This window comes from Arthrobacter sp. GQ119 (assembly GCF_059759125.1).
This window is the reverse complement of record NZ_JCAXEA010000023.1, coordinates 14087-27355: the sequence shown is the minus strand read 5'-3', so window position 1 is coordinate 27355 and position 13269 is coordinate 14087. Positions and strand designations below refer to the sequence as shown.

10 protein-coding genes are annotated in these 13269 nt (G+C 66.8%); 1 reads left to right on the top strand and 9 read right to left on the bottom strand.

The genetic code is table 11. The features are described from left to right. Positions 1-84: 84 nt before the first annotated feature. Together AC6CH3_RS18920 and AC6CH3_RS18915 are read right to left on the bottom strand one after the other, a co-directional pair. Positions 85-1044 (bottom strand): polysaccharide deacetylase family protein, encoded by a 960-nt coding sequence (locus AC6CH3_RS18920; protein ID WP_498133883.1) that lies wholly within the window; start codon positions 1042-1044, stop codon positions 85-87. Between the two features lie 12 nt (positions 1045-1056). Continuing rightward, the gene (locus AC6CH3_RS18915) at positions 1057-2574 is read right to left on the bottom strand and encodes a purine-cytosine permease family protein (protein WP_498133882.1); all 1518 of its coding nucleotides are present in this window, start codon (positions 2572-2574) and stop codon (positions 1057-1059) included. 106 nt (positions 2575-2680) lie between these two features. Between AC6CH3_RS18915 and AC6CH3_RS18910 the strand changes: the two genes are divergently transcribed. Next, positions 2681-4255 carry a PucR family transcriptional regulator gene (locus AC6CH3_RS18910; RefSeq protein ID WP_498133881.1) on the top strand — a complete coding sequence of 525 codons (1575 nt, stop codon included), beginning with the start codon at positions 2681-2683 and terminating at the stop codon, positions 4253-4255. Positions 4256-4382: 127 nt separating this feature from the next. Here the strand turns inward: AC6CH3_RS18910 and purU are convergent, their stop codons facing one another. The 7 genes from purU to glyA are packed head-to-tail and all read right to left on the bottom strand — an operon-like array spanning position 4383 to position 13248. Further along, on the bottom strand, positions 4383-5279 hold the full coding sequence (gene purU, locus AC6CH3_RS18905) for a formyltetrahydrofolate deformylase (RefSeq protein WP_498133880.1): 897 nt from the start codon (positions 5277-5279) through the stop codon (positions 4383-4385). Positions 5280-5282: 3 nt separating this feature from the next. Beyond that, on the bottom strand, positions 5283-6656 hold the full coding sequence (locus tag AC6CH3_RS18900) for an L-serine ammonia-lyase (RefSeq protein ID WP_498133879.1): 1374 nt from the start codon (positions 6654-6656) through the stop codon (positions 5283-5285). Continuing rightward, a complete protein-coding gene (locus AC6CH3_RS18895; RefSeq protein WP_498133878.1) occupies positions 6656-7291 on the bottom strand; it encodes a sarcosine oxidase subunit gamma in 636 nt (211 codons plus the stop codon). Before AC6CH3_RS18895 ends, AC6CH3_RS18900 begins: the two co-directional genes overlap by 1 nt. Further along, positions 7284-10232 carry a sarcosine oxidase subunit alpha family protein gene (locus AC6CH3_RS18890; RefSeq protein ID WP_498133877.1) on the bottom strand — a complete coding sequence of 983 codons (2949 nt, stop codon included), beginning with the start codon at positions 10230-10232 and terminating at the stop codon, positions 7284-7286. The genes AC6CH3_RS18895 and AC6CH3_RS18890 overlap by 8 nt, the downstream gene beginning before the upstream one ends. Next, the gene (locus AC6CH3_RS18885; protein ID WP_498133876.1) at positions 10229-10651 is read right to left on the bottom strand and encodes a sarcosine oxidase subunit delta; all 423 of its coding nucleotides are present in this window, start codon (positions 10649-10651) and stop codon (positions 10229-10231) included. The genes AC6CH3_RS18890 and AC6CH3_RS18885 overlap by 4 nt, the downstream gene beginning before the upstream one ends. A 27-nt stretch (positions 10652-10678) precedes the next feature. Continuing rightward, positions 10679-11899: a sarcosine oxidase subunit beta family protein gene (locus tag AC6CH3_RS18880; RefSeq protein ID WP_498133875.1), complete on the bottom strand. Its 1221-nt coding sequence runs from the start codon at positions 11897-11899 to the stop codon at positions 10679-10681. Further along, positions 11896-13248: a serine hydroxymethyltransferase gene (gene glyA, locus AC6CH3_RS18875; RefSeq protein WP_498133874.1), complete on the bottom strand. Its 1353-nt coding sequence runs from the start codon at positions 13246-13248 to the stop codon at positions 11896-11898. Before glyA ends, AC6CH3_RS18880 begins: the two co-directional genes overlap by 4 nt. Between the last annotated feature and the right edge of the window lie 21 nt (positions 13249-13269).

Sequence of the window (13269 nt, the reverse complement as noted above, 5' to 3'; positions counted from 1 at the left end):
GAAACGCCAGACGCTCCCTCACTTGATGAACTGATCATCATGTGAGGGAGCGTCTGGCGTTAATTGGCAGGAAGTGAGGGAGCGTCAGAACTGGTCGGCGGCCAGCTGCGGCTGGCGGACCTGGGCCGGGGTGAAGCGCGCGCCGGCGTCGGGGAATGCCGGAACCTCGATCCGGGCGTGGCTATGGACCTCCGCGACGGTGTCCCGCGTATGATCGGCGATCTTGGCCAGGGTGGTGACCCACATGCCGTCCATGGCCTTGACGCGGCTGATCAGCTGTTCCAGTGCCACCGCCTTGGACGGCCGTCCGGAGATAAACGGATGGTTCGTCAGCACGAAGCAGCTTCCGGCGGCGTGGTGGGCTTCAGCCTCCAGGGTCCACATCTCCAGGACCTTGGCCGGGCTTTCAATCACTCCGCTGCCTGTCACTCCCGGATAGAAGGCGTACTGCTCCCAGTCATCGAGTGCCCAGTCGACGGGGATTTCGACCAAATCCCGGCGATCGCCGTCGGCAACGCTGAAGCGGTAGGGTGCATCGCCGTCGAGCAGGCTGGAGTCATACAGGAAGCCGCGGTCAGCCAGCAACGCGGGCGAGTGCCAGTTCAGCTCCCACCAGGGAGCGCGGTAGCCGACCGGACGCACGCCCGCGACCTCGGCCAGCGCCTCCAGTCCCCGGTCGATGTACCGGGCCTCGGTGGCGGCGTCGATGCCCTGCATCGGTTCGTGCAGGTAGCCGTGGTGGGCGATCTCGTGGCCCGCATCCACGATCCGGCGTACGACGTCGGGGTAGCTTTCCGCGGTGAATCCTGGGATGAAGAACGTGGCCTGGACGTCCTGGCGCTGGAGGATCTGCAGCAGCCGCGGCACCGCAACCTTGGGCCCATAGGACTGGTGGGTCATGAGGGACATGCGGCGCGTGCTGGTGGGATCGTGGGCAATGGTGCATGACTCGGCGTCCACATCGAAGGTGAAGGACGCGGCCGCCCGGTAGCCGTCGGGCCAGGTAATGGGGTGGGCGGAGTCCGGGAAGGCGGGGAATTCCATGGCGGTTCCTCTCTAGAGCCTGGCTGCGGTGGTGGACGGACTGTTCGCCGCTACAGGGACGCCTGCGGGGAGCAACTCGCCACCGGCCAGAAACTTCCGGTGCATCCGGGGGCCAAGAATGGCGTAGCTCGCGGCGCTGCTGAGTCCGCCGGCCAGCCAGGACAGGTCCCAGCCTCCCAGGGCAACTGCGACCGGGCCCTGCATGGCGGGCACGAGCCCGTACATGAACAGCCAGGTGGCGAAAATGCCGACCAGGAGGGATACGACGCCGGCCCAGTTGATCCCGGGGAGCCGCTTGGTGCCTACGGCGTCGAACAGCCGTGCAGGCTCGCCGGGCCAGCGCTTCTCGATCCAGAAGTAGTGCACCAGCATCACACCGCCCCAGGCAGCCACCCAGGCAACGAGCCCGATCAGCCAGGCATCGAGCACCGCGGCGAAGTCCTCCTGGAAGATGAAGAAGACGACGGCGGCGAGCGAGAACACGCCGACGAACAGGTTCAGCTTGTGCCGGCTGATGGAGATGTCGAGGGCCTGGGTGGCGACTGAGAAGGTGTAAATGTTCAGGATGTTCGTGGCGATGGGACCGTGCAGGACCATGAGCAGAACCGGCAGGGCCAGGACGCCAAAGTTCTGGACGATGAGTTTCCCGGGATCGATCTCGCCGCTGTTGGTGGCGAGGCTGGCGCCCAGGATGCCCAGCCAGACGACAGGGATGAACTGGCCCAGGACCGAAGCCAGGTAGACCTTGCGCTTGGGGACTTCGGTGCTGACAAAGCGGGAGTAGTCTGCGGCATAGGTGAACCAGGTGATGCCCCAGCCGATGCCGATCGCCGTCATCACGGCGCTCATTGCAGCGATCCGTTCGGAACCTTCGAGGATGTTGCCGGCGGGCCCGGCATAGCCCCAGTCGATCTTCATGCCGAACCATGCCACGGCGGACATGACTGCAAGGATGATGATGGTCGGCGGCACGGTCCACTTTTCAAAGGCTGCAATGGCCTTGTAGCCGAACCAGGCGATGGCCACCTGTGCGGCCATGATGGCGGTGGCGACGCCGATCTTCCAGCCGTAGTTGTGGGCCGTGGGATCCACCCATCCGAGTGTGCCGAAAAGCGCCATCACCAGGTCCAGGATGATCCAGGTGTTCACGGCGCACCAGCCGATGACGAGCAGTGCCTGGATGGCGGCCGGCAGATAGTTGCCGCGCCGTCCAAAGGCCGCGCGGGCCAGGACCATGCCCGTTGCCCCGGTCTTCTGGCCGAGGAGGACAAAGCATCCGAACAGCAGCATTCCGATGAGGTTTCCCAAAACCAGCACAGTGACGGTGTCAGCAAAGCCGAGTCCGAGGTGGATGCCCAGGGCTCCCAGAACCCAGTTGATGGGCGCCAGGTTGGCTCCGGCCCAGATCCAGAACTGGCCTGAGACCTTTCGCGTGCGCTGTGATTCAGGGATGGGCTGCAGCCAAGCTTCGACGTCTTTGTCGGCTACGGGCCCCGGGCCAGCCGGGACTGCAGTGGAATTGTTGTGCATGTGGGCCTCCGTGGGGAAATGGAACACTCTCAGGCTATGTGCGCCAGACCACACCCAACAAGATACGATGTGTACATCAAAAAGGCCATATGCAATACGGAGCGTCATGCCGATCCTGCTCAGCGAAGTTCTGAAACATCCCACCTTCACCGCCGCCGATCCCGTCATCCGCGCCGGCGCCGCCGCGGTTGCGGGAACGCAGCTGCGATGGGTCCATTCCAGTGAGGTCCTGGACATTGCTCCCCTGCTCAGCGGCGGCGAACTGCTTCTCACCGGAGGCGATGCCCTGGTGTCGGCTTCAGATGCGCGCCGCGTGGACTACATCCGGCAACTTGCCGGCCGTGGCGTTGGCGCCCTCGCCGTGGAGAGCGGGCAGACCCTGCCCTCACTGCCGTCGTCGATGATCCGGGCCGCGGAAGAGGCAGGGCTGCCCCTCATCGAATTCCGTAAAGTCGTGCCGTTCGTCGGCATCATGCAGGCCATCAATTCGATGCTGGTCAGCGAATCAGTGGCGCACCTGCGTCAAGCCGACGAAGCCAGCCATGCGATGGCTGTGGAGCTGGCCCATGGCAGCAGCCTCGATCAGATCCTTGCCGTCCTCGCCGGCAACATTGAAGCGGCCCTCGAGCTCTCGACTGTTTCCGGCGTGACGCTGGGCAGCGCGGTGCCCGCCGATGGGGCCCTAAGTCCTGCAGACGGCCCGGGGCCCGGCGAACCGCACGGAAACATGCCGGGGCGCGGGCCAGGAACGGACGGGACGTTCATCAACATCGACGTGCCCGTCCGCGGGGTGCCCTCGGCGAGGCTGGCCATCAGCGTCCCGCTGCACGGTGACGTCAACCTGGCGCGCGTGGCAGGAGGCAGGTGTGTTGACATCCTGTCCCTGGCATTGCTGCAGCGGATGCCGCCCGGGTTGAAGGAGGTGGCCGGCACCGCCCTGCTGCGCGCGGTCAGTTCCGGCAGCCAGCCATGGCGGCTTCAGCAGCTCGCGCCGGCCGCCGGGATCCCGACGGCGGCGACTGCGGTGGCGGTGATCGTCCGGACGTCCACGTCGCAGCAGTTGCGGTCTGCGATGGACAAGATCCTGAAGAAGTCGGCCCAGCAGAGCGCCAGCTATGTGGACAATTCCGAGCTCCTCGCTCTTGCGGTACTTCCGGGCGGCCGGGAAGCCGCAGCCCGCGCAGATCTCGTGGACACCCTGCGCGGACTTCCCGTCGACGCCGGAACCATAACTGCCGTCGGACCTCTCGCAGCCGGGATTGAGAACGCAACGTGGTCGCTCACGGAGGCCAGGTGTGCGCTGGACATCGCGGGGAGCAAGGGGCTCCGTGCGGAACGGCCGACCTCGGACACGGCAGGGCTGGTGGTCGACGTCGAAGAACTCGCCGTGGAGCGGCTGGCGGCGCAGCACCTGGACCAGGCGGCGCGGCAGGATTATGTCCGCCAGCAGCTGGGTCCCGTGCTCGAGCACGACGAGCGGCGGAACTCCCAGCTGCTGCGAACCCTGGCGATCTGGCTCGACTCCGGCTGCAACACTGCGCAGGCAGCCAGGGAACTGCACGTCGAGAGGCAGTCCATGCACCACCGGCTGCAGCGGATTTTTGAGCTGTGCGGCGGCGATCCGCGGGGAACAGGAAGGCTCGCGGCACTGCATCTGGCAACCCGGCTCGCCGCGCTGTAGCCCCGTGGGCAACTGGGAGGACGCTCCCTCACCTTTCGCAAGAAAAAACGAAACGCTCCCTCACGGGTGAGGAAGCGTCTCGAATCAAGCGGCGGGAGGTGAGGGATCGTCCGGGCCCGGCAAGCAGTTATCGGAGCACGACCGTCCTGTTGCCGTGGAGGATCACCCGGCCCTCGCAGTGCCAGCGGACGGCGTTGCTGAGGGCCTTGCATTCGGTGTCGCGCCCGGCGGCCACCAGGTCCTCCGGCCCGTACGTGTGGTCCACGTCCACCACCTGTTGGGAGATGATGGGTCCCTCGTCGAGCTCGGCGTTGACATAGTGCGCGGTGGCACCGACGGTCTTCACGCCCCGGGCGTAGGCCTGGTGGTACGGCTTGGCGCCCTTGAAGCTCGGCAGGAACGAGTGGTGGATGTTGATGGCACGCCCCTCCAGTTTGCGGGTGAGGTTGTCACTGAGGACCTGCATGTAACGCGCCAGCACCACAAGCTCGACGTCGAACTCGTCCACGAGTTCCAGCAGCCGTGCCTCCGCCTCGGGCTTGGTGGCCGCCGTGACGGGCACGTGGAAAAACGGGATGCCGTGCCATTCCACGAGCGTCTGGTGGTCGGTGTGGTTGGAGACCACGGCCACCACGTCCACAGGGAGTTCGCCGATGCGGGCGCGGAAGAGCAGGTCGTTGAGGCAGTGCCCGAACTTGGAGACCATGATCAGCACGCGGCGCTTGGATCCGTGCGGCTCCAGCCGCCAGCGCATTCCGAAGCGTTCGGCCACGGGGCCGAAAGCGGCACGCAAGGTGTCAGCGGTGGAGGCGTCGCCGTCGGACGCAAAGTGCACCCGCATGAAGAAGTGCCCTTCGGAGCGTTCGCCGAACTGCTGGTTGTCGATGATGTCGCAGCCGTGCTCCAGCAGGAAGCCGGAGACGGCGTGGACGATGCCCGGCGACTCCCGGCAGTCGAGCGTCAGCACGTGCTCGACGGTGGTCGCGGGCTCGGCAGGGATGGATTCAGGTTTAGTGGCAGTCATGGCTCAGCACTCGATCACATTCACGGCGAGGCCCCCGCGGGACGTCTCCTTGTACTTGGTTTTCATGTCAGCTCCTGTTTCACGCATGGTTTTGATGGCTTTGTCCAGGGACACTTTGTGGCTGCCGTCGCCGTGCAGCGCCAGCCGCGCGGCGTTGATGGCCTTCACGCTGGCGATCGCGTTCCGCTCGATGCAGGGGATCTGCACCAGGCCGCCCACGGGGTCGCAGGTCAGCCCGAGGTTGTGTTCGATCCCGACTTCGGCGGCGTTTTCCACCTGTTCGGGCGTTCCCCCGAGCACCTCGCACAGCCCGGCTGCCGCCATGGAGCAGGCCGAGCCCACTTCGCCCTGGCAGCCCACTTCAGCGCCGGAAATGGAGGCGTTGACTTTGAACAGAATTCCGACGGCGGCTGCCGCCAGCAGGAAGCGCACGACGCCGTCGTCGTCCGCCCCCGGAATAAACTTCGCGTAGTAGTGCAGGACGGCCGGGACGATTCCGGCCGCGCCGTTGGTGGGGGCTGTGACAATGCGGCCGCCGGCCGCGTTCTCCTCGTTGACGGCGAGCGCGAAGAGGTTCACCCACTCCATCGCCCGGAGCGGATCGGTGATGCCGGTGTCCGCCGTCAGGGTCTGGAAGAGCTGCGGCGCACGCCGCCTCACCTTCAGCCCGCCGGGAAGGATCCCCTCTGCGGAGCAGCCGTTGTCCACGCATTCGCGCATGACCGCCCACAGCTTCAGCAGCTCCTCGCGGAGCTCCGCTTCGCTGCGCCACACCAGCTCGTTGGCGAGCATCACGTCGGAAATCGACATGCCTTCACGCCGGCAGATCGCCAGGAGTTCGTCGGCAGTGGTGAAGGGGTACGGCAGCGGGGTGTCATCAGCCACCACGTTGTCGCCGGGGGCGGCGTCGCCGTCAACGACGAAACCGCCTCCGATGGAATAGAAGCTTCGCTCGCTGAGGACAGCACCGGTGTGGTCCAGGGCCCGGAAGGTCATGCCGTTCGGGTGTGCGGGCAGCGACTTGCGGCGGTGCAGCACCACGTCCTCGTCCCAGTTGAAGTCCACCCGGTGGTCCCCGCCGATGCGCAGTTCGGCATCCAGCGCGGCGGCAGCCACCTGGTCGTCCGCGGTGGACGTGTCCACGGTTTCCGGCTCCAGGCCCTGCAGTCCGAGGACCACAGCCTTGTCCGAGCCGTGGCCGCGGCCGGTCGCACCGAGCGACCCGAACAGCTCTGCCTGGACCCGCCTGGTTGAGCTCAGGAGCCCGGTGCCTTTCAGTCCGTCAGCGAACTGCTTTGCTGCCCGCATCGGGCCGACCGTGTGTGACGACGACGGCCCGATGCCAACAGAAAACAGATCCAGGGCGCTGAGCGCCATCAGGGCACCTCAGGGGAAGCGAACTCCCTCATGGCGTCCAGGAGCCAGCGGCCCAGGTAGTCCGCAAAGGAGGCCCGGGGGAACAGCCGGAAGCTTTCGTCGCCGGTCTTGAACAGGACCACCGGGATGTTGCCCACTTCGGTGTTCAAGGCTGTCCCCGGCGTGAAGCTGCGCGGGTGCAGGTCCAGGGAGCAGCCCTTCTCCAGCACGGCCCGGGCCCGCGCTCCGGAGAGCTCGAACGTCGTGCGGTTGGCGGACAGGTCCACCACCTGGCCGGGGGCGTCGCCCAGGGCGGCGACGAGGGAGCCGATCAGGTCTCCGCCCAGGGAGTCGTGCGCCTCTTCCGGAGCCACGACCAGGAACTCCTGCGGGCCCAGCCACAGAACCGTGACGCGCTCAGTGCCGGCCACTTCGCCGCAGCGTGCCGGCAGTCCGCCGGTAACGGACGCGATCCGTGCGCCTGCCTCGGAGCCGGGATCCACCCGGACGCCCGCCATGGTCTGGAACTGTCCCTCTTTCAGGGCGACCGTTCCTTCGATGGAACCGGCCTCCATGGCACCGGCCAGGTGTGAGGCAGGGCTGCGGCGGATTTCCCGGAGTCCATTGATGCCTGTGAAAGCTGCGGTGTTAGCCATCTTTGCGGGTCCCTTCGGGGTCAAAAAGTACGGTTTCTGCGACAACAACGTCGACCAGCTGGTCGCCGGCGGCGGCCACGAGGGTCTCCCCGATGCGGTTGCGGCCGTTCTTGATCAGCGCCAGTGCGAACGACCTGCCGAGTGCGGCGCTGTGATAGCTCGAGGTCACGAAGCCCTGCATGGGCACGGGGCCGTACGCAGTTTTCACAGGGATCCCCTTCTCCACGAGCTGCGTGCCTTCCGGCAACCGCAGGCTGCCGTCCACGGGCAGGACGCTGACCAGGTGCTTGCGGTCTTCGCGCTGCGCGTCCACGCGGGAGTACGAGCGCTTGCCGATGAAGTCCTTGGCCTTGGAGATGATCCACTCCATGCCGGCGTCCTGAGGGGTGACCGTGCCGTCGGTGTCCTGCCCGACGATGGGGTAGCCCTTCTCGGCGCGGAGCACGTGCATGGTTTCGGTGCCGTACGGGGTGATGTTGAATTCGGCGCCTGCAGCGGCCACGGATTCCCAGGTGTTCAGCCCGTACCAGGACGGCACGTTGATCTCGTAGGCCAGCTCACCGGAGAACGAGATGCGGCAGATCCGCGCCCGCACGCCCGAGGCGAGGGTGGTTTCGCGGAAGGTCATGAACGGGAAATTCTCGGCGTCCAGGCCGCCGTTGGCGGCAAGTTCGGGTGCCACCTTCGCGATCACCGCGCGGGACTTGGGCCCGACGACGGCGATGGTGCTCCACTGTTCGGTCACCGAGGTGCAGTGCACGTCCAGTTCCGGCCACTCGGTCTGCAGCCATTCCTCGAGCCAGTCCAGCACCTTCGCCGCACCGCCGGTGGTGGTGGTCATGAAGTAGCGGTCCTCGTCGAGGCGCAGGGTCACGCCGTCGTCGAAGATCATGCCGTCGGGCAGGCACATGACGCCGTAGCGGGCAGACCCCGGTGCGAGCTTCTTGAACGCGTTGGTGTAGATCCGGTTGAGGAACTCACCGGCGTCCTTGCCCCGGATTTCGATCTTGCCGAGGGTGGTGGCGTCCATGAATCCCACGGATTCCCGGACGGCGGCGCACTCGCGGAGCACGGCTTCTTCCATGTCTTCCCCGCCCTGCGGGTAGTACCAGGGCCGCTTCCACTGCCCCACGTCCTCGAACAGTGCACCCTGGGCGACGTGCCACGGGTGGATCGAGGTGACGCGGGCGGGGTCGAACAGCTCGCCGCGCTGGCGTCCGGCCAGTGCCGCGAAGGCCACGGGGGTGAACGGCGCGCGGTAGGTGGTGGTGCCGATGTCGCCGATGCCCCGGGACGCTTCGCCGGCCTGCCGGAGGGCCGCGGCGATGACGCCGATCGCGTTGACGCCCGAGGTCTTGCCCTGGTCGTTCGCGGTGCTGATGGAGGTGTAGCGCTTGATGTGCTCCACGGACCGCATGCCGGCGCCGGTGGAACGCAGGACGTCGGCCACGGACTGGTCGCGCTGGAAATCGACGAAGTGGTGGTGCCAGTCATCCGGCGTGCCGGTTTGCCCGGGGACGAGCCACAGCTGGCGGGTGGTACCGGACGCTTTCGGCTCGCTGAGGACGGAAGGCTGCACAGCGGATTCGAAGCCGGCGGCGATGGCCGCCGATGCTCCGGCCGAGATGCCTTCGGCGAGGCAGTCAGCGAGTTCGAAGGTGCCGCGGCCTGAACCGATTGTCTGCTGGTTCGGCACGACGGTGGACGGCACGAAGGCCGCCAGGTCCTCGTCCCAGCGCAGCTTGCCCTGCCGCTGTGAGTGCAGGTGCACTAGCGGGCTCCAGCCGCCGGAGACTGCCAGCAGGTCGCAGTCGATCTCTTCGACGCCGGAGGTGAGTTCGCCGTCGTCGTTGATACTGCGGACGGTGACGCTGTTGAGCCGGCCGTCAGTGTCGGTGCCGGAAGCCGTGTCGGCCACGGCGCTGCCGATCAGCACCCGGGTGCCGGCTTCGGCGGCGGCTGCAGCCGCCGGCGTGAGGGCGGGACGGGCGTCGACGACGGCCGCAAGCTTGACGCCGGCGGCGCGCAGGTCCGCGGCGAGGGCGTAAGCGGAGTCGTTGGTGGTCCCGATGACCACCCGCGTCCCGGCGGCGACGGCGTAGCGGTTGAGGTAGCTGCGGACGGCCGAGGCGAGCATGATGCCGGGGCGGTCGTTGTTCTCGAACACCAGGGGGCGCTCGTGCGCACCGGGAGCCAGGACCACCTGATTGGCACGGATGTGCCAAATACGCTGCCGGGACACGCCGGGGGCGGCCGGGCTGGACAGGTGGTCGGTGCGGTTCTGCACGGCGATGACGTAGTTGGCGTCGTAGGCGCCGAAGGCCGTGGTGCGGTTCAGCACCGTGCATTCGGCGCCGGAGACGAGCTCAGCCTCGACGTCGGCCACCCATTCCAGTGCGGGCTTGCCTTCGATGGTGTCCGCCAGTCCGGGAGCCGTGGATCCGGACAGCAGCGATCCGCCCAGTTCGGGCTGGTCGTCCATCAGGATGACGCGGGCGCCGGTCCGCACTGCTTCGCGGGCGGCGGCGAGGCCTGCGGGGCCGCCGCCGATCACCAGGACATCGGTGTGGACGTACTTCTTGTCGTACTCCGCCTTGTCTTCAGCCGGATCCAGACGGCCCAGGCCGTTCAGCAGGTCAGCCTTCAGGCCGTCCACCAGGCTAACGGTGGTGGCGGGAAGCATGGACTCGGCCACGTCACCGGGGAAACGGGCTTCGATCCGCACCAGGGCGTTGGGCTCTTCCACCCCGGCGGCCATGATGCCGCGGGGCCGGTCCTCGTACAGGGAACTGCCGACGGCAACCCGGCCGTTGGCGAGCAGCGCAGAGGCCAGCGTGTCGCCCGGGTGTCCCGTGAATTCCTCGCCGTCCACCGTGAAGCGCCAGGAGATGCTGCGGTCAATGCGTCCGCCGGTGCTGAGGCGCGCGTTCTGGGAAGTCATTTCGTTGCTCCCTTCGGGGCGGTGGTGCCGGCTGTTGAAGCAGCCGGGGCGATGCTGGTAGCAGAGATGCTGGGTGCGGCATTCCCGGTGGTGGTGCTGTCAGCGGCGGTGCTGGCAGTTCCGGCTTCCGCTGCGGCGGGGATCCTCACGTCGGGCCGCGGCGTGCCCATCGGGTAGATGGCCTGGATGTCGTAGGTGACCGTGTCGCGGAGCATATTGAACCACTGCCGGCATCCGGTGCTGTGCACCCACCGCTCAGCGAAGCTGCCCTTGGTGTTGTCCCGGTAGAACAGGTACTCAGCCCATTCCCGGTCGTTGAGATCGTTGGGGCTTTCGGGGTAGGCCACATGGGCCTGGCCGCCGTAGTGGAACTCGGTTTCGTCCCGCGGGCCGCAGTTGGGGCAGGAGATAAGCAGCATGTGCGTTTTCTTTCTTGTGGACGGCGGCTAGTGGGCGACGGCGGCAGCGCCGTGCTCGTCGATCAGGGCACCGGTTTCGAAGCGCTCCAGGGCAAACGGCCTGTTCAGCTTGTGCGGTGTTCCCGTGGCGATGGTGTGCGCGAAGGTCAGGCCGGCAGCCGGGGTGCCCTTGAAGCCGCCGGTCCCCCAGCCGCAGTTGACGAACATGTTCTCCACCGGGGTCAGTCCCACGATGGGTGAGGCGTCGAGCGTGGTGTCCACGATGCCGCCCCATGTCCGGAGCACGTGTGCCCTGGCAAAGATGGGGAACAGTTCGACGGCGGCTGCCATCTGGTGCTCGATCACGTGGAAGGAACCGCGCTGGCCGTAGCCGTTGTAGGAGTCGACGCCGGCGCCCATGACCAGCTCACCCTTGTGCGCCTGGGAGACGTACACGTGCACGTGGTTGGACATCACCACGGTCGGGTGGACCGGCTCGTGCAGTTCGGACACGAGTGCCTGCAGCGGGTGGGACTGGATGGGAAGCCGGAATCCGGCCATCTCGGCCAGGACCGAGCTGTGGCCCGCGGCGCACAGGCCCACCTTTTCGGTGTTGATGGTGCCGCGGTTGGTCTTGACGCCCACCACGCGCTCGCCGTCCTTGAGGAAGCCGGTGACTTCGCAGTTCTGGATGATGTCCACGCCCAGTTCGTCGCACTTGCGGGCGAAGGCCCAGGCGACGTGGTCGTGCTTGGCGATGCCGGCGCGCGGCTGGTACGTGGCGCCCATGACGGGGTAGCGGATGTTGTCGTTGGTGTTCAGGATGGGGCAGAGTTCCTTGACCTGCTCCGGTTCCAGCCATTCGGCGTCAACGCCGTTGAGCTTGTTCGCGCCCACGCGGCGGATGCTCTCGCGCACGTCGCCGAGGGTGTGGGCCAGGTTCATCACGCCGCGCTGGCTGAACAGGAAGTCGTACTCCAATTCCTCAGGCAGGATCTCCCACAGCTTCAGGGCGTGCTCGTAGATGGCCGCGCTCTCGTCCCAGAGGTAGTTGGAACGGATGATGGTGGTGTTGCGGGCCATGTTGCCGCCGGCCAGCCAGCCCTTTTCGAGGACGGCGATGTTGGTCATGCCGTGGTTCTTCGCAAGGAAGTAGGCGGTTGCCAGGCCGTGCCCGCCGCCACCCACGATCACGGCGTCATAGGAGGATTTGGGCTCCGGGTTGCGCCACAGGAAGTCCGGGTGTTCCGGGAGCTGATGGGTGCTCACTGGGCTGCTCCAATCATGTCTGTTTCAAAGGCGGCAATCTCGGAGTCGCCGTTCAGGTGCGGGTAGAGGGGGAACTGCTCGGCGAGCGCCGTCACGCGTGCGCGGAGTTCGACGGCGGTCGCATCGTCAAGCGATACACCGCTGCTGCCGCTGCCGGCGGAGGCGATGAGCGCCGTCGCGATAACGTCTGCAACCTCGGTGAATTCGGCGGCGCCGAAGCCGCGGGTGGCGAGGGCCGGGGTGCCGATCCGGAGGCCCGAGGAGACCATCGGCGGGCGGGGGTCGAACGGCACGGCGTTGCGGTTGACCGTAATGCCGATCTTGTGCAGAGCGTCTTCGGCCTGCTGGCCGTCCAGTTCGGAGTTCCGCAGGTCCACGAGGACCAGGTGCACGTCCGTGCCGCCGTTGACCACGGTGATGCCGGCAGCTTCGACGTCGGGCTGCAGGAAGCGCTCGGCGAGCAGCTTGGCGCCCTGCAGGACGCGCTCCTGGCGTTCCTTGAATTCGGGACCGCCGGCGAGCTTGAAGGCCACGGCCTTGGCGGCGATGACGTGCTCCAGCGGGCCGCCCTGCTGGCCAGGGAATACGGCGCTGTTGATCTTCTTGGCGTACTGCTCCTTGGCGAGGATGACTCCGCCGCGCGGTCCGCCCAGGGTCTTGTGGGTGGTGGTGGTGACGACGTCGGCGTAGGGAACCGGGTTGGGGTGCAGCCCGGCTGCGACCAGGCCGGCGAAGTGGGCCATGTCCACCATGAGGTAGGCGCCCACGAGGTCCGCGATCCGGCGGAACTCCGCGAAATCGAGCTGGCGGGAGTAGGCGGACCAGCCGGCGACGATGAGCTTCGGCTTGTGCTCCAGTGCCAGGGCCTCGACTTCGGCCATGTCTACGCGGAAGTCGGATTCACGGACGCGGTAGGGAACCACGTTGTAAAGCTTGCCGGAGAAGTTGATGCGCATGCCGTGGGTGAGGTGGCCGCCGTGGGCCAGGTCCAGGCCCATGATGGTGTCGCCCGGGTTCAGCAGTGCGAACATGGCGGCGGCGTTGGCTTGGGCGCCGGAGTGCGGCTGGACGTTGGCGAACTCGGCGCCGAAGAGGGCCTTCACGCGGTCAATGGCGAGCTGCTCGACCACATCGACATGTTCGCAGCCGCCGTAGTAGCGCTTGCCGGGGTATCCCTCGGCGTACTTGTTCGTGAGGACCGAACCCTGCGCTTCCATGACGGCGGACGGAGCGAAGTTCTCCGAGGCGATCATCTCCAGGGTGGACTGCTGGCGCACCAGCTCGCGGTCAATTGCCTGCTGGATCTCGGGATCGACTGCGGAAAGTCGCTCGTTCAACTGCTCAACCACGGGTGCTCCTTTGAAATACCT